Source organism: Elizabethkingia sp. YR214 (assembly GCF_003058195.1).
Classification (GTDB): Bacteria; Bacteroidota; Bacteroidia; order Flavobacteriales; family Weeksellaceae; genus Elizabethkingia.
In genome coordinates this window covers 595,102-619,705 of the sequence record NZ_QBUH01000001.1, presented here as the reverse complement: position 1 = coordinate 619,705, position 24,604 = coordinate 595,102, and the positions used below count along the sequence as shown (strand labels likewise).

Below are 24,604 nucleotides of genomic sequence, written 5' to 3'. Positions count from 1 at the left end.
CAGTAAAGTCGTATAGCTATTTAGAAAGATATACGGTTTCAATAAATCTATAAAAATATGACATCAGCAATAAAATACATAGGCCAGCTTAGATGCGAATCTCAGCATTTGCAATCCGGAAGCATTATTATTACAGATGCTCCGACAGATAACCACGGACAAGGTGCTGCATTCTCTCCCACAGATCTTTGCGCAACTTCATTAGGACAATGTATGCTTACTACCATTGCTATTCTGGGAAAAGGCAAGAATATAGATATAGAAGGTGCAACCTGTGATATTACAAAAGTAATGAATCCGGCTCCGCGTAAGATTGCAGAGATTATATGTGATCTGAAATTCCCGACGAATTACAGCGATGAGGAAAAGCAATTTATCGAACAAACAGCACTGAATTGCCCTGTTGCCCTAAGTCTTCACCCAGACGTAAAAAAAACGGTAAGCTTCACTTACGGATAAAAATAAAAGAGCCTTCAATGAAGGCTCTTTCTATATATAAAAATAGTTTATTACGGACTATAACATCCCAAGTTCAAATCGAGCTTCTTCGCTCATCATATCTTTTGTCCAGGTAGGCTCGAATGTTAATTCTACCGAAGCTTTTGTTACTCCCTTTACGATACCTACTTTTTGTTCTACTTCCAACGGAAGAGTATCCGCTACCGGGCAGTTAGGTGCTGTTAGTGTCATCAGTACTTTTACTTCTCCTGTTTCGCTAATCTGTACATCATAAATAAGCCCCAGTTCATAAATATCTACCGGAATTTCCGGATCAAAAATAGTCTTCAGAACTCTTATGATATTATCTCCGATTTCTGCTATAAATTCGTCTGTATAAGGTGTCTCCATTATAAATTGTCTCCTGTTTTTAGTCTTCACGCTGCAACAAATCCTCTTGCCGCATCTTCCTGAAAACGTTGCACAAAGTTAAGACATCTTTTTCACAATACACACGAATACGTTCTAAGTCTTTTTCTATATAATAAATTGACGCGACCATAGATCCGTCTATATCATCTTTAGGTGTCGGAACACCAAATATATGTGCTAATAATTCTAACGAAACAAAATTTTTCCAGTCACCAAATTTCCAGAGTTCCATTGTATCTATATGTGGAATTTCCCACGGCTTCTTACCAAACATTTGTAACGGAACCGGGGGCTGCATCTGATTAATCAACATTCTTCTCGATATATAAGGAAAATCGAATTCTTTTCCGTTATGTGCACATAGTACCACCTGATTCATTCGTGGGTTATTGAACATTTCTCCAAATTCTTCCAGCAGCTTCTTTTCGTCGTGCCCACTAAATGAATGAATCTTCAACTTTCCGGACTTTGCGAGCATTCCTACAGAAATGCAAACAATCTTACCAAACTCAGACATTATCCCACCTCTGTCTTCATAAAATTCATCAGCTGAAACATCTTCTTTTCTTTGAAATCTTGTTTTCTTGTCCCATAACTTCTGTGTTGCTTCATCCAAATCGGACCAGTTACCAGCCTGTGGTACAGTTTCAATATCTAAAAATAGAATTTTTTCAAAAGGAATATTTTGGATCATTTTGTATAATTTTCCGCCAGAGTGAAACTCACAAATTGAATAACGCTCCTGCTATGAAGTATGCAATTTAACAAAATATAAATTTACTTTCCGAATAAGGCCACTGCTTCATTTACAAACATCTCAACTTCTTCAGGACGTTCCTTGGTATCTTTAGCTTCGTCTCTGGAGGAACCCGTTCTCACAACAATCATATTATAATCAGGAATACAAATTACATACTGCCCATATAATCCCCGCAAATAATAATGTTTAATTTTTGCATCATTATTCACCCAGATCCCATTACCATAGGATTCCTTCGATAACTTTGTTCCAGTAATCATTTTTTGCACAAATTCCGAACTCAGAAGTTGCTGCCCATTATATACTCCGTTATCAAGAAGTAATTGTCCAAATTTTGCAAAGTCCCTTGATGCCGCATTGATACAGCAATAGGTTTTCTCCATACCTTTTTCTCTGTCGAGATTCCAGAAAGCAGGGTATTCCATCCCTAATGGTTTCCAAAGCTTTTCGGAAGCATAACTACTCAGGCTCTCTCCTATTGCTTTACGAATTGCAAAGCCTAAAAGTTGCGTGGTACCGCTTTGGTATTCAAACTGAGTTCCGGACACTGCTTTAAATTTTCTTTTCAGCATAAAATCTGCAAGATCATCCCCATAATAAGCTTTTGCATTTGGTTTAAACGGATTTGCATAATTTTCGTCCCAGTCCAGCCCACTTTCCATTGCCGAAAGATTACCAAGTGTGCAGTCTTTCCCCTTTGGGTCTTTAGCAAATTCGGGATAAAAATAGGATAATTTAATATCTGTACTTTCTATTTTTCTATCCTGAATTGCACATCCTAAAAGCATAACGGTGACACTCTTAGCCATAGAAAAAGAATTAGTTCTGGAGGACTGATTCTTTCCCTGCCAATAGTTTTCACTTAAAAGTTTTCCATCTTTAATAACAAGAAAAGAAACGCTTTTGGTTTTATTGAGATGCACTAAAAGCTTTTGAGGAAGTGAAATCTGATTATAGTCCGACGCCTTCTCCCATGGCAGAATGTTTCCGTTTCCAATAGTATTGGAGGAAAAGTCCTGACCATCAAAAATATGCGCTCCGGTCTTTCCTTTAAAATAGGTTTTCCTTACGGCTGTAAAGAGATAACCATACCCTAATACAAAACAAATGATAATAAGAAGAACTACAATACCTACAATTATACTCAGCATATTTTCTGTCGTTGTTTCTTACAAATGTATTAAATAAAGGTATTGATTCTAACGAAAAAATTAAGACCTTTGTTTGAAAGTCATGAGTCTGCAAGTCTTACAAAAATACCTTCCGGAAGGGTCCGTTTTCTTTATCGAAAAATGGCTGAAACCTTATTCCTGCCATATCAGAATAACAAAGAAACGAAACTCTAAACTTGGTGATTATCGTTATCGCTCCGGTGAAACCCAGCAAATATCGATTAATGGAGATCTGGAACCACAGCTCTTTTTCTTTGTATTAACACATGAAATTGCACATCTCATTACATTCTCTGCGGACAAAAAAATATTACCACACGGTAAGGAATGGAAAACGTGCTATCGTAATCTTTTACTAGAGAGTCTGAATATTTATGAAGAAGATTTCCGCCCAATGGTAATGGCTTTTTCTAAAACCCCAAAAGCAAACTATATGGCAACGCCAGAGATAGTTCGTTATTTCAGTAAAAATACAAATGAGGATTTTATTGAAGATCTGGATCCTGGCCATATTTTTGAATATCAAAATCAGACTTTTGAAATCCTCGAAGTAAGGAAAAAACGCTATATTTGCAAAAACCTGCATTCGGGAAAAAAATATTTATTCCGAACCTGTGTTCAGGTTAAAAAATTGACTCATGATGATTGAAAACAGATATTGTGTAATAATGGCAGGGGGTGTAGGCAGTAGATTCTGGCCTATCAGTACCTCCAAGTTTCCAAAGCAATTTCAGGATATATTAGGGGTAGGACGTACCATGATTCAGCAAACTTATGACAGGATCAGCAAAATTGTTCCTGTTGAAAATATTTTTGTTATTACCAGCAGCGAGCATGTTAGCGTGGTACAAAATCAGTTACCAGAATTAAAACCAGAAAATATTGTTGGCGAGCCAGTGATGAAGAATACTGCAGCTTGTAATATTTTCATGGGTATGAAAATAGCGGAAATTAACCCTAATGCTGTAATAACGGTCCTTCCTTCAGATCATCTTATTTTAAAAGAAGACGTTTTCTTAAACACTGTCGAACTTGCTTTTGAAGAAGCAAATACAAATCATACACTTGTAACTATTGGTATACAACCGACACGCCCGGAAACAGGCTATGGCTACATTCAGTTTTTAGAAAAAAAAGGGCAAAATGTTTTCAAAGTAAAAACCTTTACTGAAAAACCGACTCTAGAAGTAGCCAAAACACTTATTGAATCTGGAGACTTCCTTTGGAATGCCGGAATATTTGTATGGAATGTTCAGGATATCCTGAAAGCATTTCAAGATAACCTTCCTGAAATGTATCAGCAATTCACAGAATGTGAATACAACAATGAGTCTGAAAAAACATGTATTGAAACCATTTATCCAAAGGTTCAGAAAATCTCCATTGACAACGGTATTCTGGAAAAAACTAAAAATGTAGCTGTGATTCCAGCTGATTTAGGCTGGTCCGACTTGGGTACATGGACATCGGTATTTGAAAATGCTGAAAAGAATGAACATAACAATGCTGAAAATTCTAAATATGTATTGTCTTATGCTTCTACAGGTAATATCATACACATTAAAAATAAAAATAAGGCTGTAATCATAGACGGATTAAATGATTATATCGTTGTAGACACTGATAAAGCATTACTAATTTGTCCTCGAAGTCACGATCAGGAAATTAAAGATTATGTAATTGATCTGAAAACAACAAAAAAGGGAGATAAATTCATCTAAACATATTTTTATTTTTCTTTTATTAGCCCAAAGCGCTATAAAATTTATCTTTTCAGTGCGCTTTTCAGCAATATACATTAAGATATAACTAAAAAGACAACAGGGAATTTCACCCTGTTTTTTTTAGTTTTCAGAAATTACGTCAAATTATGATCTGTTTTCTGGAATTAAGTCCTCCTTTTTTTACAATATTCCAGAAAACTGTCCAACATTTAATACAAATAACAATGTATTAGAGAAAGCTTCTTCCTTTCTTTGTTTTTACACAAACAAAGGAATGATGATAAAATATTTTTACGCTCTGATGCTATTTTCTGCATTTACATTTGCACAAGCAACAGACAGCTTCAATATCTCTGGATATATCCGAAAGCTCTACTATTTAGACACTAACTCTCTCCTCTCAACACCACGCACAGATCAGGAAAAGATACTGACATATACACAAATGGCAGATTCCCTCTACAAACAGATAAGATATACTGACGCCATTAAACTTTATGAACAAGCCAATTATTACGCATTAAAGAATCATCATAACAAGGAACGTTTTGTCATTAATTATTTTCTGAGTGATATATACCGGAGTATAGGTTTCCCTAATAAAGCCAATGAATATTGGGGGATAGCATGTTCTTTTTCTAATTCTCTGGACAAGATAGATTCTTATATAATGACTAACCTGTATAAGGCTCGAAGAATGGAGCATAGTAACCAGTTTCATTTAGCCATCTTATACCATCAGGAAAACATAGACCTGTTAAAGAAAAAATATTTAAACCTCCCCGAGTCGAAGCCCTTTATTTTTCAGCAAAAAATTGATCTCGCTTTGGAGCATAATATCATTGCATATGATTATTTAAAAAACAATAATCTCCACGAGGCTAAAAAAAATTTTGAAAAAACAGAGCTCTATTTAAAGAATATAAATATTGCCACCCACTATCAGACACCCTATTATGATCTGTGCAAAGCAATGATAGCAACAAAAGAAAACAAAAGAGAAGAAGCCCGGGAGTTGTTTGATTCTGCAGAAAAAATTGCAGAAAAAAAAGGTTATCAGGTATTAGCCAAGCGAATTTCAGAAGAGAAAATTCTAAGCAAAATTAGCCAATTGGACGATCGCAGCTCTAAAAGTTTCAAAGAGTTCTTCAAAAAGATCTTAACCGAAATTCAAAAAGTAAATGAGCTGGAGATTGAGCGGGAAGAAAAAAAAGTTACCGATCAGAATAGCCAGATAGAACATTGGAAAAGCTTTTTTATCCTGCTAACCGCTATTATAACCTTATATATTATTATAAAAGATAAAAAAACATATAAGAAAAGACCTCCAAATCATACAGAAAACGTTGGAATTGCCTTCATTAAGAAAATAAAGCATGTATCTGAAAATGACATACAGCCTACTGAAAACTTTAGTTTTATAAATCTCAATTACGAAAACATTACCCGGACATCTACTCTTATTTCTGAAGCTAAAGAATCTGAGCTTTTGGAAAAATTAAACCAATTTGAAACCAGTACCGATTTTATGGCAAAAAACTTTACTCTTTCAAACCTTGCATCGATTCTTGATACCAATACAAAGTATGTACACTACCTCCTGAAAGCCCACCGGAATAAAAATTTCAACGATTATATTAATGGCCTGAAAATAAAATACATTGTCCATTGCCTCTGTAAAGAACCTAAATTTCAGAATTACAAAATCAGTTATTTGGCAGACATAGGTGGCTTTTCTTCACAAAGCCGGTTTGCTTATATATTCAAAAAAGAAGTAGGACTGTCCCCTTCTGAGTTTATAAGAACATTAAAAAGAAAAAACAAATAATCACAAAACACTGATAAACAACAAGTTAAAATTCAAACAAAAGCAATTTTCCAGAATTCTGCTTTTACAATACTAACAGCCAAGCCTGTCATCATTCTAATTTTACGGCATAAAACATTAAAAATCAGAGTGATGAAAAAAGAGAAAAACAAACATGTCTTACCTGAGATTTATGCTTCCGGCAAAAAGGCATACACTCCACCTGCATTAGAAGTCATTTTAATAGAAATGGAGCACGGTTTCGCCGCAACATCAGCCACTTTAAACCCCGGAGATGCAGGCTCTCCCAATACACCACAGGTCGAAGACTGGAATGATGGTGGAAGTCTGGGCGGTAAAGATTTTGACTTGTAATTAAAAGCTCATTAATCAGGTAAAACACAATTATGAATACATCTATACACAAAAATCTAATTAAGGCAACGAGTTCTTTTATTTTTACAGGAACTCTGCTACTCAGCTTCATCTCTTGTTCATCAAGGGATGAAGAAACCAAAAACCCGGATGGAAATGCAGGAATGCAAGGAACATTTCTAAGCTTTAATATTGCTGGTATCGAGGAAGAGGAAAATATAACGAACCTCGCTACTGCATCTATAAAAAATACAGGAAAATCTTCATCGGCTTCAATTGCTCCAGAAAAAGTAATTTCAACGGAAAATTTCGATGCCCTGATCAGCGCTGAAGGTCAGATTACATCTGATAAATCACAAGGGTTATCAGCCTCTCTTACATCTTCATATACAGGAGCTATGGCTGCGGTAACCAATACCCCTATGATAACAGGTACAAAGTATCGTTTGTTAATTTATGATGCTGCAAGCAACACACTTATAAAAAATGTTGATGCAACTTCAGGAACAAATCCAAATATCCAGGTAGATGCAGGAAAACAATACAAATGGTATATTGTCTCTACAAACGACAATTCGACACCATCAGTGAATACTGCTACGGGAATTGTTTCTGCAGCTTCGTTGGCCAACAAAGACGTATTATGGAACCAGGGAACTATAAATGCACAATATGGACAAAACAATATGAGCATTGTCCTTAAGCGCAACACAGCACGTATACAATTAGATTTGGATACAAGAGGAATGTTTGGAACCATCAATAATACAACCTCAGTAGAAGTTGGAACAGGTACCGGATCTGCTTTTTCCAGCATAATTAAAACAGGAGACCTTAATGTACTTACCGGACAATATTCTAACCTTCAGAATGTATCCGCAGTAACAGGCGCTAATATGGTTAACAAAGCTGGAGCCGGTGGTGCAGCCGGAGCTACTAAAACAGCAACTTTCTATACTGTAAGCTCAGCACCTGTACCGTCAAATAATCTAAGAATAAGACTGAATCAGCTAGATCTTAACATGGATGACAACAGCACACGAAGCTTTAGCAACAGTATCGTACCGTATAGCAATATCCCAGTTACACCTGCTTTAGGAAACCGTTATACCCTCAATGTACGCCTGATAGAGTCAGGTGTCAGACTAAAGGGATTATTATGGGCGCGTACAAACTTAATCTATTCCTCTCAAGCTGATAAATATCGTTTCCGACCGGATAATGAATATTCTCAGCCAGACAAAGACATAGAATACTGGAACTGGATGGCAGCAACACCAAACGGATCTTCATCTGACAATACTGATGCATGTTCTAAAGTTTATCCTGAAGGAATGTGGCGTATGCCTACCAATACTGAATTCAGTAATTTGGGGCAACCTGATGACAAAAAAGAAAATTATGGATTATTCTTAGGTGCAAATTTTAGTGCTGTATATAATCTGGATGCAGGAAATAGTTTAAATACATCCTTCCCCACAAATTCCCAAAGACTATTTCTTTCTTTTTACGGATATCGAACTGCACCCGGGTTTTTAGGAGGTACAAGTGTAAGTGATTCTCCCGGAGGAATTTTTCTGGGTGCCCTAGGCGGCGGTGGCGCATATTACTGGTCTTCTACTTCTGTTAACACCAACAATGCCAATTATTGGTACATGAGTTATTCCAGATTTGCGTGGTTTGTAGGCTGGAGTAATGCAGAAGTGAGATCCGGAGCCAAAACCGAAGGCCGTATGGTTCGTTGTGTAAGAACAACATCAACTCCGAATACTTAAATAGAAAATAAGTTTAACAACTTCATCATTTGTTTGTAAATGGCGGGTAATTCTGAATCAAAAAGGTTATCCGCCTTTATTAATTATAACAGTATAAATTAAATCATTTTTTTAACCAAATAAACATAAATATAAAACACAATTCTATATATTAATTTATTTTTTATACCTTTCACTAACAAATGATTAAAAATATATGTTAGTGAAAGTTTATGGAAGTGCCATACATGGTATCTCTGCCCGTTGTATTACTGTAGAAGTCAATATCGATAAAGGTGTTGGCTATTATCTTGTTGGCTTACCAGACAATGCCATTAAAGAAAGCAGTCACAGAATTTCTGCTGCTCTAAAAAATGTAGGATATAAGCTTCCTGGAAAGAAAATTACCATCAATATGGCACCTGCCGATCTTCGCAAAGAAGGTTCTGCCTATGATCTCACAATTGCTATTGGTATATTAGCTGCAAACAATTCTATAAAAGCCGAAAATCTTGATAAATATATTATCATGGGAGAATTATCTCTGGACGGAGGTTTACAGCCACTAAAAGGCATTCTTCCAATTGCTCTTCAGGCCGCTGAAGAAGGATTCAAGGGAATTATCTTACCTAAACAAAATGCACAAGAGGCTGCTATTACAAATAAGCTGGATGTCTATGGTATCACTAATATTAAAGAGGTTATAGATTTCTTCGACCAGGATAAACCTTTACCCAAAACAGAATTCGATGTTCAAAAAGAATTTGAACAAAAGACTGATAATTTTAGTTCGGATTTTAGTGAAGTAAAAGGTCAGGAAATGGCGAAAAGGGCTTTAGAAATAGCTGCTGCAGGAGGGCATAATATTATATTAATCGGTCCTCCCGGAAGTGGAAAAACCATGCTTGCAAAAAGACTTCCCGGAATATTGCCTCCTCTGAATTTAAAAGAAGCTCTGGAAACGACAAAAATACATTCTGTTGCCGGAAAAATAGAGAATAATGCCTCACTAATTACTATAAGACCCTTTCGAAATCCTCACCACACAATATCAGACGTCGCTCTGGTGGGTGGAGGAAGTTATCCTCAGCCCGGAGAAATTTCACTTGCCCATAATGGTGTATTATTCTTGGATGAAATGCCCGAATTCAAACGCAGTGTGCTGGAAGTGATGCGACAGCCCCTCGAAGATCGTGAGGTAAATATATCCAGAGCTAGGTTTACGGTGAATTACCCTGCAAGTTTTATGTTAGTTGCCTCTATGAATCCAAGTCCATCAGGTTATTTCCCTGATGATCCCAACAACACATCTTCAACCTTTGAAATGCAACGGTATATGAATAAAATTTCAGGACCTTTATTAGACCGTATCGATATTCATATCGAAGTTGACAAAGTAGATTTTGAGCAACTTTCTGACAAAAAGAAAGGGGAAACCAGTTCTGAAATTCGTCAACGTGTTATTAAAGCCCGAAAAATTCAGTCTGACAGATTTACTGAATTGGACATAAATTATAATGCGCAAATGGGTGCAAAAGAAATAGATCGGTTCTGTGAACTCAATGAAGCGTCCATGAAGCTACTGAAAACAGCTATGGAAAAATTAAACCTTTCCGCCAGAGCCTACGACAGGATACTAAAAGTTGCCAGAACAATTGCTGATCTTGAAAATTCTCATAACCTATCCACAGCTCACATTTCAGAAGCTATACAATACAGAAGTCTGGATCGGGAATTTTGGAATGTTTGAAGCTACTACCCTCTTACTCCTGTACCAAAAGGTTTGATAAATTTTTTACCATCGGGCCTGTCCTCCGCTTGCAAACCAAGATTATAAGAAATACCTACTCCTAAAGTCTGCTTTAGCTGTAGTTTTTGAATCTGGTCATGATCATACAGCAAATCAACAGATATAATAGTAGAAATAAATTTATTGAATTTAATATTAACTACACCTGTATAAGAGATATCAACCCGTTCCGGGTGGCTTGTATAACTGGAGAAAAGATTTAGCTGATTGGTAAAGCTAAAATCCTTCATAATCTGGATTTTGTACATAATATTGGCTAATGCACCAAACTCCGTTCTTACACTTTGGCCATTTCTTTCCAAACCATAATTACCAGCTACCTGAAGTTTCGGATCCAATACAAAAGTAAACCTTCCTGTTGCCGGACGAAATATCACCTGAAAATTCTCTTTCGGGTTGTAAGAGATACCGAGACCTATATTCAGATATCCCGGAGCCATAAACTTCGATATCCTGTCATTATAAACAGGTTCCGGTGTCGTAGAATAATTATATCCCGGAGAAAACTGAGAAAGAAACTGTATACCTGCAGACAGATAATAATTCTTTCTAAGATCATAACCATAGTTGGACATAATATTGATATAGTCATCTGTCTTTCTCGACGATTGCCCTTGAGAAGATACCAACCCGTAGCCTAATTGAAAATTATTGTCCAGAAAATGCCTCCCTTTTTTATAAATCAGGCTGTAATTTACCTTAGCATTTATTCCTACACTATTATTCCCCCCTGCATTCCAGTTAGAGAAGGCTGCCTGGTTAAACAAAACATTATTCTGCCCATATACGTACCATCTTCTAAGACTTGGGGATCTCATAATCTGATAAGGTGTAACTGGTATAGGCTCTGTTAGTGCAGCTATAACTGCGGGCTGCTGAATAATAATAGTATCTATTTTTATTCTTGGAATTTTCACCATGCTGAAATTAGAAAGACTGTCTACGTTTACACTGTTTTCTTTCCATTTAGCCTGATTAATAGAATCGATAACAGCTTTTGTTTTTGCATGCTGAGCAGAAACCAGCATTGCAAAAAAGAACAACGTACCTATTAAAACCCTATTCATTTTTTCCAATCTTTTTAAAATTCGTTCAAAAATACAACTTCTTTATAAAAAAAGAAATTTTGTCACTTCTATGACTATTTAAAAACGAATAAATACTCATTTTATGTCAAAAGATGCCAAAAATAAATCGTAAATAGTATGGCAAAACTTTTGCGCACTTTCTAGTTATGTTCAAAGGAGTTATACATCCAAAGGCCATTATTATGCCTTTACTTTTTTTAGCCGCAATATGGTTAGGATTTCTCGTACAGAACCTTGGACTGATCGAAGGTTGTGATGGTGCTATTATACCATTAGTTCCTTCTGGGCTTAAAGGTATTTTCTTTTCACCTTTTTTACATGGCAGTTGGGAACATATACTTGGCAACTCATTACCCTTGGTTGTATTAAGCTCGTTACTATACCAGTTTTACGGATCCGTAGCAGATAGAGTTATGCTGTATGGCTGGTTATTTTCCGGTTTAGCTGTATGGATGACACCGTCTGTTAATTTGTTCGACCACCAGACCTATACCTCTTGTATTATTGGCGCTAGTGGTGTTATATATGTACTTGCATTCTTCCTTTTCGCCAGTGGTGTTATACGATGGAACCTAAAATTATTAACAGTATCGCTTATAGTGGCTCTTTATTATGGAAGTATGATATGGGGAATGATTCCTGAGGAACTTCTCTTCACTCTAAATGAGCCCAGCAGGATATCCTGGCAATCCCATTTATCCGGGGCTGTTATAGGTATTATTATGGCCTTCATTTATAAAGATAAGGGAGAAAAAAGAAAAAAATTTATTTGGGAATATCCTGAGTATTATAATGAGAAAGATGATATACTTTGGCAGAAATATATACAGGAAAACCCGGAAGATTTCAGAGAACTTCCTTACAGAAAAAAAGAGAATGTTTGGGATTTTTTAGATGAAATAAGAGGAAAATAATTAATAATTTTCTTATTTTTAAGGAAATATATTTTAAATGTTTTCCGAAGAGCATCTTTATTCCATAGCGCTAAGACACTGCCCACAGATCGGGGATTTATACTTCAAGAAAATAGTTGGTACAGCAGGCTCTGCCCAAAGAGCATGGAATCTACACAAACATGAGCTGATCAAATTATATGGTATTGGGAACAAAATAGCGGAAGAGATTGGGAAAGATTCTCATTTACAATTTGCCGAAAGAGAACTAGAGTTTTGCTATAAGAATAACATTCAGATTTTACTTTCTCATCAGGGAAATTTCCCAGAATTATTACACCATTGCGATGATACACCAGCAATACTCTATCAGAAAGGAAAATTTAATCAATACAGGACAAATATTAGCATAGTTGGCACAAGAAAATGTTCGAAGTATGGAAAAGAGTTTATTACCGAATTTCTGTATTCTCTAAGAAATAACAATCTCCAAACAGTGAGTGGGCTTGCTATAGGAACAGACACTTGTACGCATGAAGAATCTTTAAAAAATAACATTCCCACTGTCGCAGTATTAGCACATGGTTTTCATATGCTGTATCCTACTAAAAACAGAAAATTAGCTGATAAAATTCTGGAGCATAATGGTTGTCTTTTCACTGAATTTAATTCATTACAGCCACCGATAAGAGAAAGTTTTATCCAGAGAAACAGAATTATTGCCGGCATATCCCCCGCCACAATCATAACAGAAACGGCTTATGGTGGAGGTTCTGTAAGCACTGCTAATTATGCCAATATATATAACCGTGAAGTCCTTGCTCTTCCAGGGCCTATTGAAGATAAATACAGCCAGGGATGCAATCTTTTGATTTCGCAAAACAAGGCAAGAATCATCGTTTCCATATCCGATACAATTGACTATCTAGGCCTTGCTGCCAAGCCTGTGGAACAACTCTCTTTATTTCATAAAAAAGAGATTCCTGCAAGCCTTACATCGGAGCAACAACTGACTCTATCTGCTATTATAGATTGTCCTAACATAAATCCGGATGAAATTGCCGAAAAAGTATCTCTTCCTGTGTATAAAATTTTACCCATAATATTAGATCTGGAACTTTTGGGGCACATTAAAGCCTCTTCCGGGAGACAATATTACCCAAGCTGAGAATTAACAATTTCTTAATATTATATTATTTAATGAATAAAGAATGAAACTTTCTAACAAACAAAAGTAAATTGTAAAATTTTTAAAACAAACCCGTATTTTTTTTAAATTTTACTGAAATTCAAAATATTCCTTGGTAGATATGGGAAAAATTTTAACTTTGTTCGGACAAAAATCAAATTCTAATGGAACAATTTAGTGCAGAAGTACAACAGGAAATTGACCGCTTTATGGCTTATATTGAAGCCAAAAACCCTAATGAACCAGAGTTTATCCAAGCCGTACGCGAAGTAGCCGTAACGGTGATTCCGTTCATTCTTTCAAAAGATCAGTACAAAGGATTCAAGCTATTAGAAAGAATGGCTGAACCAGAAAGAGTAATTATTTTCCGTGTTCCATGGTTTGATGATAAAGGAGAAATTCAGGTAAACAGAGGTTTCAGAATTCAGATGAATTCTGCAATCGGACCATATAAAGGAGGGTTACGTTTCCACCCCACAGTTAACCTAAGTGTACTAAAGTTCTTAGCATTTGAACAAGTATTCAAAAACAGCTTAACAACTCTACCAATGGGTGGAGGAAAAGGTGGTGCAGATTTCGACCCAAGCGGAAAATCTGACAATGAAATCATGCGTTTCTGCCAGGCTTTTATGACAGAGCTTTGTAAGCACATTGGACCAGACACTGACGTTCCTGCTGGAGATATTGGTGTTGGTGCAAGAGAAATCGGTTACCTATTTGGTCAATACAAAAAAATAAGAAACGAATTTACCGGTGTACTTACCGGAAAAGGACTTGCATATGGAGGTTCACTTATCCGTCCTGAAGCTACAGGATATGGTGTGGTATACTTCTGCGAGCAGATGCTAAAAACCATTGGTGAAAGCATCAGCGGTAAAACTTTTGCTGTTTCCGGATTTGGAAATGTAGCATGGGGTGTAATTAAAAAAATTGATCAGCTAGGAGGTAAAGCTATTACTCTTTCTGGTCCGGACGGATACATCTATGATCCGGAAGGAATCTCTGGAGATAAGATCGATTATCTATTAGAACTTCGTGCTTCTGGAAACAACAGAGCTGAAGATTATGCTAAGAAATATCCTTCTGCAACGTTTGTTGCAGGCAAGAGACCTTGGGAGGTAAAATGTGATGTTGCTATTCCTTCCGCAACGCAGAATGAATTAGATCTTGAAGATGCTAAGTTATTAGTAGCTAATGGATGTATTTGTGTAACCGAAGCAGCAAATATGCCTTCTACTTTAGATGCTATTAACTACTTCCTGGATAACAAAGTATTGTTCTCTCCTGGCAAAGCATCCAATGCTGGTGGTGTTGCAACTTCTGGTCTTGAAATGACGCAGAACTCTCTACGTCTTAACTGGTCTTCTGAAGAAGTAGATGCTCGTCTTAAAGAAATTATGATTGGTATTCACAAAGCTTGTAGAGACTATGGTAAAGATGAGGATGGCTATGTAAACTATGTAAAAGGTGCTAACATTGCCGGATTCGTAAAAGTAGCAGAAGCTATGCTTGCGCAAGGTGTTGTATAGAAACAAAAAGTAAAATATGAAGAAATAAAAAGGATGGTTTTGAACCATCCTTTTTATTTTGAAGAAAAACTAAATAGTGAAGTTTTGGATTATTCAATTTTCTTTTCCTTTTTCTTCTTTTTTTCATGAGTTGCCTTCTGATCATTCGTAGCCGGTTGCTTCTTATCATCCGTATTCACGTTAGTAGAAGTACTCATTTCTGTTGAGGTAGTTGTCGTCGGAGTCGTAGTTGTTGTACTTGTAGAAGGTGTTGTTGCTACTTCTGTTGTCGTTGTAGTAGTTTTCTTAGTAGTGTCCTGAGTTGTTGACTGAGCAAATGTAGCACCTGTACCTAAAGCCAGTAAAATGGCTGAGAAAAATAACCTTTTCATAATGTTTCGTTTTTAAAAATTAAATTTTAGTGTTCACTCTTAAAACGATCATTATCTATTTGAAATTGTTTACATTATAAAACTTTAACGCACTTTGACATTATTTAATATTCATTGGGAATACGTTTACTTTTTTTCCAAATTTTTTCTAATTTTCTCTACGAAGGTATATGCTGCAGGACATATAATCGTGTTCTTTAATGTAAGATTATTAATCTGGTAAATTTTTTTTCGGTCTGTATGTGGATATTCGCGGCAAGCTTTAGGCCTTACCTCATAAATAGAACACTTATTGTCATTCATCAGAAAAAAGCAAGGCAAGGCCTGTAAAACCTTATCCTGATCTTCATCTACTCTCAGAAACTTCTCCTCAAAGTCAGAAGCTTTCATACGAAGATGTTTCGAAACCCGTTCTATATCTTTTTCAGTAAATAATGGCCCTGTTGTTTTACAGCAATTAGCACATTGCAGACAGTCAATTTCCTCGAAAACCTCATCATGAGTTTCCTGTACAGCATAATCCAGATTTTTAGGAGGTTTCTTTTTAAGAGAATCCAGAAACTTTTTGTGTTCTTTATGTTTTAGTTTAGCCTGTTCGGCGTAATATTTTAAATCCATAATAAGCTACAAAATTAAGGATATGTAATTAATCAGTCTTTAAAATTTTGTAAAGCATTGCTTCTCATTGTACCTTTGATAAAAATAGTGGGAATGAATGACCTGGAAACCCGAGTAGATATAGAATTATTGGTAAACAAATTCTATCAGAAAATTCAGACAGACAACAAGATAGGCTTATTCTTTAATGATATTGGCAAGGTTGACTGGAGCAAGCATTTACCCAAGATGTATGACTTTTGGGAGTCTATTCTTTTTGGTCAAATGACTTACAAAGGAAATCCAATGCGGGTACATTTCCCAATTAATGAAATAAAAGCTATTGAGAAAGAGCATTTTGAACACTGGATAAAGCTATGGACAGAAACAGTAGAAGAAAACTTCTCTGGAAAAAATGCAGACTTAGCCATATACAAAGCCAATAATATTGCGAATCTTATGGCTTATAAAATGGAAATGGCCAGAAGGCTCTAAATATTTCCCTTAAGATAATCTTGTCTGAGCTCCTCATCTAATCTTTCAATAGCATAGCGAAGACTTGTTCTCGGCATTTCTTTATAGTACTTGTTGAGGAAATCCAACATTACACTTTCATCCTTCTTTCCAATTTCCCGAAGCATCCAACCATTAGCTTTATGCATCAGATCATGCGGATGTTTCAGGTTATTTAGTACTAGCTTTTGTGTCAACTCATAATGCTTATTCTTTATAAACCAGTACGATCCTATAACCGCTACCCTCTTCTTCCACAAGTCCTCATCAAAGGAAAGCTTGTATAAAATTTCCTCCTCACCGTTGTGGAAAGCATAGGCACCCAATATTTTATGCGCAGAAGAATCTACAATATCCCAGTTGTTCACATATTCAAGATGATCGAGATAAAAATCTACCAACTGTCTTTTTTCTGTATTGTTTTTTGCCTTTTCATATTTGGCCACCAGCATAAAGATTGCTGTTAAGCGCATTTCGTGTATTTCGGACTTTAACACATCCGAAAGCTCTTTCAGTGAAATTTCTTTATAAAACTCTTTCGCTACACTTCGCTGATCCGGAACAGAAACACCATAGAATATATCTCCTTCTCCGTACTCTCCTTTTCCGGTTTTGAAATATCGTGGCATCTGAACAGCTCTTTCTCGTGTAGAGAGCATCTGAAGGGCTTCTTCTATCTGTTGTCCTATATGATCTGCTTTTCCTTTCATATATTATTATTCTGAAATATGCTCCTGTTCTTTTTCTTCATTTGCAATCTTCTTAGGATTGGCCACCTTACCAATAGTAAGGCCCTGAACAATAATAGAAAATACAACAACAAAGTAAGTGATACTGAGAATAGCCGTACTATATTCATTCTTCGGAATAGACATCGCCAAAGCGATAGAAACACCTCCCCGGATTCCTCCCCATATCAAAACCTTAATCGTTTGCGGGCTGAATCGACTTCTGAAAGACATAAACTGAGTCGGCCCCCATATAGAAATAACTCTTGCCAGTAATACCACTACAATAGCAATAATACCCGGAATGATAAAGTTCTGAAGATCTTTTATCATTAAAAGTTCAAAACCTATAAACAGGAACAAAACGGCATTCAGAATTTCATCTATCAGCTCCCAGAATTTAATAAGATAATCCTGGGTAACAGATTTCATTTTGAAATTAACATTGAAATTCCCCATGAACAAACCTGCGGCAACCATCGTTAATGGCCCTGAAATATGTAGTTGTCGTGCAATAAGATAACCTCCCATTACTACGGACAGTGTAACCAGTACGGATATAATATAATCGTCCACCTCTCTCATCAATCGGGAAGTAATCCAACCTAACAAAACACCGAGTAACAATCCGCCACCGGCTTCATGAAGTAATAAAAGAGATATATTCTCGATTCCAAGATCCACTTCTTTACCCACCGCCAACTGCAATACCACTGTAAAGACAACGACAGCCATACCATCATTAAACAATGATTCTCCGGCAACCTTTGTTTCGAGCGATTTAGATACTTTTGCCTGCTTCAGAATGCTGAGCACCGCTACAGGATCAGTTGGTGAAATCAAGGCTCCAAATACAAGGCAATAAAGGAAAGGAATATGTACCCCTACAAGCGGAAAAATATAATAAACTCCAAAACCTACCACAAAGGTGGAGATTACCACACCTATCGTCGAAAATATAAAGACCGGCCGAAACTGTTCTTTGAGGTCATTGATATTAATATGAATCCCGCCGGCAAATAATAAAAAGTTAAGCATTGCTCCCATCAATACCTCTGTAAAGTCAATACTATCCATCAGGCGGTTTAGCCTTACAAATGTTTTAGGCAATACACTTTCTCCAAATAATACCAGAAATGTAGAAACCGTAATGGCTATTACCATAATCCCGATTGTACTGGGAAGCTTCAGAAATCTATAATTGATATAGGCAAAAATAGATGCCAGCACTATGAGTGCAGAAAACGAATAATATAACTCCATTCTTCTTTTTTCTTCTTGTTGTGTTTTTTAATTTATTTATTATTCTACTTCTTCATCGTCATAATATTCGAAAAGGAAATCATTATATGGGAATCTTGAGATATGAATTTTCAGTACCTCATCATAAATCATTTTTTTCATCTCAGGGAAGTTTTCCTTCGTAAGAGCAGAAATGAAAACAGTAGGGTGCTTAGACTTTGCCATCCATGTATTTTTCCATTCTTCCAGAGAAACATTTTTCCGAGTAGCTGGCGTCAGATCATCTTCAGCTTTTTTCTCATAGCTGAAATCATCAATTTTATTGAACACCATTAGCACAGGCTTTTTGTGTGCATCTATTTCCTGTAAAATTTCGTTTACTGAATTAACGTGGTCTTCAAAACTTTCATGTGAGATATCGACAACATGGATTAATAAGTCTGCCTCACGCACCTCGTCCAATGTTGATTTGAAAGATTCTACCAGCTGTGTTGGCAGCTTGCGAATGAATCCTACAGTATCTGTTAACAGAAAAGGAAGATTGCCTATCACTACTTTCCTTACTGTGGTATCCAGTGTTGCAAAAAGTTTGTTTTCTGCAAATACTTCAGATTTAGATAAGGAATTCATCAGAGTCGATTTTCCTACATTGGTATAGCCCACCAAAGCAACACGAACCATTTTTCCACGGTTATTTCTTTGGGTCGCCATCTGGCGGTCTATTGTTTTTAGTTTATCTTTTAATAAAGATATTCTGTCACGGATAATACGACGGTCAGTTTCAATCTCGGTTTCACCAGGTCCTCTCATCCCAATACCCCCTCGCTGACGCTCCAAGTGAGTCCACATTCTGGTAAGTCGTGGTAACAGATATTCGTATTGCGCAAGTTCTACTTGTGTTCTTGCATAGGATGTCTGAGCACGTTGAGCGAAAATATCCAGAATAAGATTGGTTCTATCCAAAATTTTAACCTCTATATCTCTTTCAAGATTCTTTAACTGAGAAGGGGAAAGTTCATCATCAAAAATAACTGTTCCTATCTCATTTTCCTTTACATAGTCTCGTATTTCTTCAGCTTTACCTTTACCTACAAATGTTTTAGAGTCCGGCTGGGACATTTTCTGGGTAAATCTTTTTTCGACCGTCGCTCCTGCTGTATAAGCAAGAAACTCCAGTTCGTCCATATATTCTTTTAGTTTTTCCTCATCCTGATCTTTGGTAATAAGACCTACCAAGACCGCCTTTTCATACTGATGTTCTTTTTTTTCTAGCATATACAAAAATAAGAATTGTGAAATAAAGTTTACAGAATTAAATATAAAACATATTTTAACCCTTAGTAACACAGTTATGTATAATTATACTTTTTATTAATTTTATAGTGTTGTGAGAGATGAAATACAAATATTAAAAGATTATTTACAAAAGGTATTAAAATTGGAATACCTACCGGAAGACAATTCCGGAAATCTTTGCTTTGTACACGAAAATCCGGAGCTCAGAAATGAGTTCCGGATAGGTTTTTCTAATAGCGATTTGCTAAAATATTTTAAAAATATAGTGACCTACGATAAGGATGCTGATATATTTCTGGTAAGCCCTCATAAGATAATGCTTCCAAAAGATGCTGATATATTCTGGCAGATAGCTTCTTCTGACTAATCCCAGTCGGCTGCCACAAATTTCATTTCTTCCCCATCTCTGTTTCTCAGTGTAAGAAAATGTCCTTCTACATTATAAAACTTCATTGTAGGAAAAAGAGCTATAAACTGATTTTCTAAATCAAGGTGATTCGGACAAAACATTTTTGTTCCGGAAACACCAGATACAGATAATCTATTCCCGTTTACTTCATTCAATTGGAATCTTAGATTATTACACCCCATAAAAGCGGAGTAACCTATAGCCCCAGCTTCTCTGGTTGTTAAATCTACAGATGCTTTTGCATGTATAAGTTCGTCTTTAGAGAACTCCTTCATAGAAACAAGCATCCATTGTCGTTTAAGGTTGGCACTTATTTCTTTCTGAGTGGTTGCGCACCCAGTAACACACATCGTTACTAGCATAAATCCAATAACGGTTAAAATTCTTTTCATTAATTGTTGTCTTTGTTTGTTTTATCATAATTGTATCCCACTGACATCCCCATTCCATATTCAAAATGATAAGCCATAGGAACTCCGTTTCTCATAGCCGGTTTCCAGGTAGTCTTTATTCTTTTAAATGTCCGCATCGTTTCCCATACAAAATTCTGCTCCATAATTTTTGGCCATACTGTAAGATTGTTCATTTCTCCCTTTTCATTAATATCGAAGTTCAGTAGAATACCTCCTTGAATATCAAAATCTCTGAAGATGGTGTAAAATTCTCTATGAATTGTATTAATCATAACAGACTTACCACCCGGAAATTCCGGTAATGTAAAATTCTCTATAGAATTAAGTCCGTCTTTATAATTTCCGAACAAGTCGTATGGAAAGATATAAATCTCAGCTATAGCAGGAACTTTACGCCCCTGATAGATTCCAGGATTCCAATTTTTAAGATCTTTTACAACATTATTAGCCAGTACACGTGCACATTCATTTTTTGCATTGATTAATGAATCTACATTCTTAAGTTTTTCTATTCTTCCGTCAGGGTAAATTTTAAGTTTAAGCTTATAATACTGATTTGGATCATCTTGACCACAAGCTTTTATTTTATTTTCTTCAATAACATTATGTACATCGCGATAAAAAGCCTTTAATCCTCCTTTGTAGAAAACCTGATCATCAGGATATTTATCTAATACAAATTCTTTGAGCTTTTTAGTATTTTGAGAGAAAAACAGATTACACATAAGTGTAAAAACTAATAATAGTTGTGATTTCATATTTTGGTGTTGGGTTTATTAATTTTCACTGAGAACTATTGGAAATCTAAATCCGGTTTTAATATTCACTCCATGTAGTGTTGCGGGCTTCCATTTATCTTTAATCCATTTTGCAGATTTTATAAGCATTTCATCAAAATCAGCATTACCGGAACTCGGATCCATCCTAAAATCTACTGCATTACCATTTTCATCAATTTTAAAATACATCACAAGTTGAATCCTTTGGTCCCATTTAAAGCCATTTGCATTTACATTACGACTAAATTTCTTTCTAAAAGCTTGAACGCCTCCCGGAAATTCAGCCGGAGGCCCATAATAATTTACAGCATCATAACCTTCTACATATTTATCGAACAGTGCATCCGGGAATATAATCATACTTGTAATAGCTGCTACTTTTTGTCCGTCTACTTCAGCAGGCTTCCAGCCATCCAGATATTTAAAAAGGGTTCTGGTTAACTGGTAAGCACATTTATTTTTCTCTGCTTTTTCAGGATTCTCTTCTTTCACAAATTTTATTGTAGCATCCGGATATACCACAAATCTAACAGAATATAGTTCTGTCTTATTTTCGCAGGGTTGAATCTTCTTATCTATAATTAATTGATGAAGTTCTTTATAGAATTGGACATTACCTCCATTATAATCGCTCTGTCCTTTGGGATATTTGTCATAAACAGCAGGAGCTACTCCCTCTTTTTGCTGTGCAAAAAATAAAGATCCTAATAAAGTAAAAAGAAGTAATTTTTTCATCATAAATGTTTCATTAAAAAAGGCATTAAAGAGTCTGCTAATATAGTCTTTAATGCCTTTATATCGTATTATGTGAATGTTAAAAATTACAACACTTCGATCTGATTTTTAAGAAGATCTTCAAAAACATCTCTTTTTCTGATCAAGTGTACATTTCCGTCCATTACCATTACTTCAGCAGGCTTTAAGCGACTATTGAAGTTAGAACTCATTTCAAAACCATAAGCTCCTGCATTTCTAAAGACAAGGATATCACCTTCTCTTACTTCATTTATTTTTCTGTCCCATGCAAAAGTATCTGTTTCACAGATGTTTCCAACAACAGTATAGATACGCTCCGGCCCTGTCGGGTTGGAAAGGTTTTCTATTTTATGGTATGAATCGTAGAACATTGGACGGATCAGGTGATTGAATCCTGAATTAACACCAACAAAAACAGTTGCTGTAGTCTGTTTGATAACATTAGTTCTTACAAGGAAATGTCCGCTTTCGCTCACCAGATATTTCCCTGGTTCAAACCATAGTTCAAAATCTTTTCCTGTTTCTTTTTTGAAATTGTTTACTGCTTTCAGAACTTTTTTACCCAATGTTTTCACATCAGTTTCCAGCTCTCCTTCCTGATATGGTACCTTGAAACCACTTCCCATATCGATATATTTAAGATTCGGGAAGTCCTCCACCATCTCAAACATTATTTCAAGACCCTGGATAAAGACATCAATATCTTTAATCTCACTTCCGGTATGCATATGCAAACCTTCAACATTTAGTCCTGTAGTTTTTACAATACGCTGAATATGTCTTAGCTGGTGAATAGAAATACCAAATTTGCTATCAATATGCCCAGTGGAGATTTTATAGTTACCTCCGGCAAAAATATGTGGATTGATTCTGATAAATACCGGATATGTATTACCATATTTATTTCCGAATTGTTCCAGAATAGAAATGTTATCAATATTGATGTGTACACCAAGCTTCATTGCCTCTTCAATCTCAGTAATATCTACACAGTTTGGTGTAAACAAGATCTTCTCTGGTGTAAATCCAGCCTTAAGGCCCAAATTCACTTCATTAATGCTCACACAATCGATATTAGCACCTAACTTTTGTATGTACTTCAGAATGTTGATATTAGTTAAAGCCTTTGCTGCATAGAAAAATCTGGTCTTATCATCGAACGATTTGGTAAGCTTTTCATACTGTTCTCTGATTTTATCAGTTTCGTAAACATATACGGGTGTTCCGTACTCTCCTGCAATTTTTAGTAATTCTTGATTTGTCATATGGCTTCTCTTGTACTTTTTGTACTTAACATTATGTTGTTGGCAGATTTTTTATCTCATAATTATTGCGCAGCAAAGATAATTTTAATTCATTGTATATCATATTATTTACTGCATGAATTTCAATTTTCAGTTTTTTTATCTTACTTAAAGACTTTATCTGGTGGTGAAGCTCATAAAATCCGTACCCTGTCAGTTTTCCTTTTTCCAGAACTAAAAAGGATTTTTCGCTTTTAGTTCTTCCCTCAGAAATCCATACTTCATTTCGATTATCTAATGAAAGAAACTCTTTTAAAGCTGTTGGGTTATCCTGAAAACGTTCCTGTTCAGTGATAAAAGTCTTTACTTTATTCCCCTGTGAAAAAGATTTAAACTTCAGTAAATCACCTGTCTGTCCCTTGGTTCTTTCTATTATGTATTTATCATTCTTATAATACAATCCGAAAGGCAACGAAGGCGTTTTCTTTTTAGTTTTCTGCAGCATCATAAGTTTTGCAATAAGCTCATTTCCTGTAAATTCATAATGAATCTGAGTAGTCTCAGCTTTTAACTTGTCCCATTTCTTTGTCCGCGCATGGAATATCTTTGTTGCTGTCTGATAAATATTAGATGAATAATCGGTATACAGAATATCACCATTCGCATTTTGAAAATAGATAATTCCGTTTTCTGCCGGAAGAAATTCTGTAAGCGCCGTAATCTTTTTATTCAGATTATTTGACACCTGAGTCTCTTTCTGGTGCTTCAAAATTTCTTTCTCCTGGTCTTTTGCCAGTAATATTTTGAACAATTCCACAGTCGCTCTTGCATCTCCAGATGCACGGTGTCTATCCGTGAGAGGAATGCCCAGAGATTTTGAAAGCTTGCCCAGAGAGTAGCTTTCTTCATTTGGAATTAGTTTTTTTGCTAACGGAATAGTATCTATCGTTTCTCTTTCGTAATTATATCCTAACCTATGGAAAGATTGCCTGATCATTCGATAATCAAACTCTACATTATGCCCAACGATTACAGTACCTTCCGTGATTTCAACAATCCTTTTTGCAATTTCGTGAAACTTAGGCGCAGTCTTTACCATTTTGGCAGTGATTCCTGTTAGCTTTTGGACATACGGAGAAATCACATCTTCCGGATTTACCAGAGATATAAACTGATCTACGATTTCGTGTCCATCGAATCGGTATATAGCAATTTCGATAATACTTTCTTTCTTGAAAGCACCGCCATTACTTTCAATATCTATAATTGAATACAATGTTCTCTA

Annotated in this window: 26 protein-coding genes; 12 read left to right on the top strand and 14 right to left on the bottom strand. The window is 35.8% G+C overall.

Annotated features, from left to right (window positions below; genetic code table 11):
• The first annotated feature begins 57 nt into the window (after positions 1-57).
• Positions 58-459 carry an OsmC family protein gene (locus C8J95_RS02810; RefSeq protein ID WP_024565399.1) on the top strand — a complete coding sequence of 134 codons (402 nt, stop codon included), beginning with the start codon at positions 58-60 and terminating at the stop codon, positions 457-459.
• Between the two features lie 57 nt (positions 460-516).
• On the opposite strand, the gene C8J95_RS02805 is transcribed toward C8J95_RS02810, so the two are convergent.
• The 3 genes from C8J95_RS02805 to C8J95_RS02795 form a co-directional block, all read right to left on the bottom strand.
• A complete protein-coding gene (locus C8J95_RS02805; RefSeq protein ID WP_009086500.1) occupies positions 517-849 on the bottom strand; it encodes an SUF system Fe-S cluster assembly protein in 333 nt (110 codons plus the stop codon).
• 19 nt (positions 850-868) lie between these two features.
• Positions 869-1,564: a 3'-5' exonuclease gene (locus C8J95_RS02800; RefSeq protein ID WP_107807520.1), complete on the bottom strand. Its 696-nt coding sequence runs from the start codon at positions 1,562-1,564 to the stop codon at positions 869-871.
• An 83-nt stretch (positions 1,565-1,647) separates the two neighbouring features.
• On the bottom strand, positions 1,648-2,781 hold the full coding sequence (locus tag C8J95_RS02795; RefSeq protein WP_107807519.1) for a serine hydrolase: 1,134 nt from the start codon (positions 2,779-2,781) through the stop codon (positions 1,648-1,650).
• Between the two features lie 82 nt (positions 2,782-2,863).
• Here C8J95_RS02795 and C8J95_RS02790 point away from each other — a divergent pair, with 82 nt between their 5' ends.
• The 6 genes from C8J95_RS02790 (at position 2,864) to C8J95_RS02765 (ending at position 10,212) form a co-directional block, all read left to right on the top strand.
• Entirely contained in the window at positions 2,864-3,451 is a 588-nt protein-coding gene (locus C8J95_RS02790) for a SprT-like domain-containing protein (RefSeq protein WP_107807518.1), read from the top strand.
• On the top strand, positions 3,441-4,523 hold the full coding sequence (locus tag C8J95_RS02785) for a mannose-1-phosphate guanylyltransferase (protein ID WP_107807517.1): 1,083 nt from the start codon (positions 3,441-3,443) through the stop codon (positions 4,521-4,523). Before C8J95_RS02790 ends, C8J95_RS02785 begins: the two co-directional genes overlap by 11 nt.
• 280 nt (positions 4,524-4,803) lie before the next feature.
• A complete protein-coding gene (locus tag C8J95_RS02780; RefSeq protein ID WP_107807595.1) occupies positions 4,804-6,354 on the top strand; it encodes an AraC family transcriptional regulator in 1,551 nt (516 codons plus the stop codon).
• A gap of 132 nt (positions 6,355-6,486) precedes the next feature.
• On the top strand, positions 6,487-6,708 hold the full coding sequence (locus tag C8J95_RS02775; protein ID WP_107807516.1) for a hypothetical protein: 222 nt from the start codon (positions 6,487-6,489) through the stop codon (positions 6,706-6,708).
• 32 nt (positions 6,709-6,740) lie between these two features.
• Positions 6,741-8,483 carry a hypothetical protein gene (locus tag C8J95_RS02770; RefSeq protein ID WP_107807515.1) on the top strand — a complete coding sequence of 581 codons (1,743 nt, stop codon included), beginning with the start codon at positions 6,741-6,743 and terminating at the stop codon, positions 8,481-8,483.
• 196 nt (positions 8,484-8,679) lie between these two features.
• A complete protein-coding gene (locus C8J95_RS02765; protein ID WP_107807514.1) occupies positions 8,680-10,212 on the top strand; it encodes a YifB family Mg chelatase-like AAA ATPase in 1,533 nt (510 codons plus the stop codon).
• A gap of 5 nt (positions 10,213-10,217) precedes the next feature.
• On the opposite strand, the gene C8J95_RS02760 is transcribed toward C8J95_RS02765, so the two are convergent.
• On the bottom strand, positions 10,218-11,339 hold the full coding sequence (locus C8J95_RS02760; RefSeq protein WP_107807513.1) for a DUF3078 domain-containing protein: 1,122 nt from the start codon (positions 11,337-11,339) through the stop codon (positions 10,218-10,220).
• Positions 11,340-11,506: 167 nt separating this feature from the next.
• Between C8J95_RS02760 and C8J95_RS02755 the strand changes: the two genes are divergently transcribed.
• From C8J95_RS02755 to gdhA, 3 genes are all read left to right on the top strand, one after another.
• Positions 11,507-12,274 (top strand): rhomboid family intramembrane serine protease, encoded by a 768-nt coding sequence (locus C8J95_RS02755; RefSeq protein WP_107807512.1) that lies wholly within the window; start codon positions 11,507-11,509, stop codon positions 12,272-12,274.
• A 37-nt stretch (positions 12,275-12,311) separates the two neighbouring features.
• On the top strand, positions 12,312-13,421 hold the full coding sequence (dprA, locus tag C8J95_RS02750; protein WP_107807511.1) for a DNA-processing protein DprA: 1,110 nt from the start codon (positions 12,312-12,314) through the stop codon (positions 13,419-13,421).
• Positions 13,422-13,606: 185 nt separating this feature from the next.
• Positions 13,607-14,971 (top strand): NADP-specific glutamate dehydrogenase, encoded by a 1,365-nt coding sequence (gene gdhA, locus C8J95_RS02745; RefSeq protein WP_078403242.1) that lies wholly within the window; start codon positions 13,607-13,609, stop codon positions 14,969-14,971.
• An 89-nt stretch (positions 14,972-15,060) separates the two neighbouring features.
• Here gdhA and C8J95_RS02740 read toward each other — a convergent pair whose 3' ends face one another.
• Together C8J95_RS02740 and C8J95_RS02735 are read right to left on the bottom strand one after the other, a co-directional pair.
• Positions 15,061-15,342 carry a hypothetical protein gene (locus C8J95_RS02740; protein ID WP_107807510.1) on the bottom strand — a complete coding sequence of 94 codons (282 nt, stop codon included), beginning with the start codon at positions 15,340-15,342 and terminating at the stop codon, positions 15,061-15,063.
• A 126-nt stretch (positions 15,343-15,468) separates the two neighbouring features.
• Entirely contained in the window at positions 15,469-15,960 is a 492-nt protein-coding gene (locus C8J95_RS02735; protein ID WP_107807509.1) for a YkgJ family cysteine cluster protein, read from the bottom strand.
• 93 nt (positions 15,961-16,053) lie between these two features.
• On the opposite strand from C8J95_RS02735, the gene C8J95_RS02730 reads away from it, so the two are divergent.
• A complete protein-coding gene (locus tag C8J95_RS02730) occupies positions 16,054-16,434 on the top strand; it encodes a group III truncated hemoglobin (RefSeq protein WP_107807508.1) in 381 nt (126 codons plus the stop codon).
• On the opposite strand, the gene C8J95_RS02725 is transcribed toward C8J95_RS02730, so the two are convergent.
• Genes C8J95_RS02725 through hflX form a run of 3 tightly spaced genes read right to left on the bottom strand, consistent with a single transcriptional unit; the run spans position 16,431 to position 19,697 of the window.
• Complete coding sequence (locus C8J95_RS02725; RefSeq protein ID WP_107807507.1) at positions 16,431-17,162, bottom strand: DNA alkylation repair protein; 732 nt, start codon at positions 17,160-17,162, stop codon at positions 16,431-16,433. The genes C8J95_RS02730 and C8J95_RS02725 overlap by 4 nt on opposite strands.
• A 6-nt stretch (positions 17,163-17,168) precedes the next feature.
• Positions 17,169-18,443 carry a sodium:proton antiporter gene (locus C8J95_RS02720; protein ID WP_107807506.1) on the bottom strand — a complete coding sequence of 425 codons (1,275 nt, stop codon included), beginning with the start codon at positions 18,441-18,443 and terminating at the stop codon, positions 17,169-17,171.
• Positions 18,444-18,482: 39 nt separating this feature from the next.
• Positions 18,483-19,697, bottom strand: coding sequence for a GTPase HflX (gene hflX / locus C8J95_RS02715; RefSeq protein ID WP_034870890.1), 1,215 nt, complete (start codon positions 19,695-19,697; stop codon positions 18,483-18,485).
• Positions 19,698-19,809: 112 nt separating this feature from the next.
• On the opposite strand from hflX, the gene C8J95_RS02710 reads away from it, so the two are divergent.
• A complete protein-coding gene (locus tag C8J95_RS02710; RefSeq protein ID WP_107807505.1) occupies positions 19,810-20,085 on the top strand; it encodes a hypothetical protein in 276 nt (91 codons plus the stop codon).
• Here C8J95_RS02710 and C8J95_RS02705 read toward each other — a convergent pair.
• The 5 genes from C8J95_RS02705 to C8J95_RS02685 all read right to left on the bottom strand — a co-directional run bounded on the left by C8J95_RS02705 (position 20,082) and on the right by C8J95_RS02685 (position 24,595).
• A complete protein-coding gene (locus C8J95_RS02705; protein ID WP_107807504.1) occupies positions 20,082-20,519 on the bottom strand; it encodes an META domain-containing protein in 438 nt (145 codons plus the stop codon). The two genes, C8J95_RS02710 and C8J95_RS02705, sit on opposite strands and share 4 nt — an antisense overlap.
• Complete coding sequence (locus C8J95_RS02700; protein ID WP_107807503.1) at positions 20,519-21,298, bottom strand: energy transducer TonB; 780 nt, start codon at positions 21,296-21,298, stop codon at positions 20,519-20,521. The genes C8J95_RS02705 and C8J95_RS02700 overlap by 1 nt, the downstream gene beginning before the upstream one ends.
• 18 nt (positions 21,299-21,316) lie before the next feature.
• The gene (locus C8J95_RS02695) at positions 21,317-22,057 is read right to left on the bottom strand and encodes an energy transducer TonB (protein WP_107807502.1); all 741 of its coding nucleotides are present in this window, start codon (positions 22,055-22,057) and stop codon (positions 21,317-21,319) included.
• A gap of 83 nt (positions 22,058-22,140) precedes the next feature.
• Positions 22,141-23,340: a diaminopimelate decarboxylase gene (lysA, locus tag C8J95_RS02690; protein ID WP_045182530.1), complete on the bottom strand. Its 1,200-nt coding sequence runs from the start codon at positions 23,338-23,340 to the stop codon at positions 22,141-22,143.
• Between the two features lie 31 nt (positions 23,341-23,371).
• Positions 23,372-24,595, bottom strand: coding sequence for a PolC-type DNA polymerase III (locus C8J95_RS02685; protein ID WP_107807501.1), 1,224 nt, complete (start codon positions 24,593-24,595; stop codon positions 23,372-23,374).
• Positions 24,596-24,604: the final 9 nt, after the last annotated feature.

Coding starts and splice junctions, on each gene's coding strand:
- C8J95_RS02810 (WP_024565399.1), top strand. CDS start 58: ATGACATCAGCAATAAAATACATAGGCCAGCTTAGATGCGAATCTCAG.
- C8J95_RS02805 (WP_009086500.1), bottom strand. CDS start 849: ATGGAGACACCTTATACAGACGAATTTATAGCAGAAATCGGAGATAAT.
- C8J95_RS02800 (WP_107807520.1), bottom strand. CDS start 1,564: ATGATCCAAAATATTCCTTTTGAAAAAATTCTATTTTTAGATATTGAA.
- C8J95_RS02795 (WP_107807519.1), bottom strand. CDS start 2,781: ATGCTGAGTATAATTGTAGGTATTGTAGTTCTTCTTATTATCATTTGT.
- C8J95_RS02790 (WP_107807518.1), top strand. CDS start 2,864: ATGAGTCTGCAAGTCTTACAAAAATACCTTCCGGAAGGGTCCGTTTTC.
- C8J95_RS02785 (WP_107807517.1), top strand. CDS start 3,441: ATGATGATTGAAAACAGATATTGTGTAATAATGGCAGGGGGTGTAGGC.
- C8J95_RS02780 (WP_107807595.1), top strand. CDS start 4,804: ATGATAAAATATTTTTACGCTCTGATGCTATTTTCTGCATTTACATTT.
- C8J95_RS02775 (WP_107807516.1), top strand. CDS start 6,487: ATGAAAAAAGAGAAAAACAAACATGTCTTACCTGAGATTTATGCTTCC.
- C8J95_RS02770 (WP_107807515.1), top strand. CDS start 6,741: ATGAATACATCTATACACAAAAATCTAATTAAGGCAACGAGTTCTTTT.
- C8J95_RS02765 (WP_107807514.1), top strand. CDS start 8,680: ATGTTAGTGAAAGTTTATGGAAGTGCCATACATGGTATCTCTGCCCGT.
- C8J95_RS02760 (WP_107807513.1), bottom strand. CDS start 11,339: ATGAATAGGGTTTTAATAGGTACGTTGTTCTTTTTTGCAATGCTGGTT.
- C8J95_RS02755 (WP_107807512.1), top strand. CDS start 11,507: ATGTTCAAAGGAGTTATACATCCAAAGGCCATTATTATGCCTTTACTT.
- dprA (WP_107807511.1), top strand. CDS start 12,312: ATGTTTTCCGAAGAGCATCTTTATTCCATAGCGCTAAGACACTGCCCA.
- gdhA (WP_078403242.1), top strand. CDS start 13,607: ATGGAACAATTTAGTGCAGAAGTACAACAGGAAATTGACCGCTTTATG.
- C8J95_RS02740 (WP_107807510.1), bottom strand. CDS start 15,342: ATGAAAAGGTTATTTTTCTCAGCCATTTTACTGGCTTTAGGTACAGGT.
- C8J95_RS02735 (WP_107807509.1), bottom strand. CDS start 15,960: ATGGATTTAAAATATTACGCCGAACAGGCTAAACTAAAACATAAAGAA.
- C8J95_RS02730 (WP_107807508.1), top strand. CDS start 16,054: ATGAATGACCTGGAAACCCGAGTAGATATAGAATTATTGGTAAACAAA.
- C8J95_RS02725 (WP_107807507.1), bottom strand. CDS start 17,162: ATGAAAGGAAAAGCAGATCATATAGGACAACAGATAGAAGAAGCCCTT.
- C8J95_RS02720 (WP_107807506.1), bottom strand. CDS start 18,443: ATGGAGTTATATTATTCGTTTTCTGCACTCATAGTGCTGGCATCTATT.
- hflX (WP_034870890.1), bottom strand. CDS start 19,697: ATGCTAGAAAAAAAAGAACATCAGTATGAAAAGGCGGTCTTGGTAGGT.
- C8J95_RS02705 (WP_107807504.1), bottom strand. CDS start 20,519: ATGAAAAGAATTTTAACCGTTATTGGATTTATGCTAGTAACGATGTGT.
- C8J95_RS02700 (WP_107807503.1), bottom strand. CDS start 21,298: ATGAAATCACAACTATTATTAGTTTTTACACTTATGTGTAATCTGTTT.
- C8J95_RS02695 (WP_107807502.1), bottom strand. CDS start 22,057: ATGATGAAAAAATTACTTCTTTTTACTTTATTAGGATCTTTATTTTTT.
- lysA (WP_045182530.1), bottom strand. CDS start 23,340: ATGACAAATCAAGAATTACTAAAAATTGCAGGAGAGTACGGAACACCC.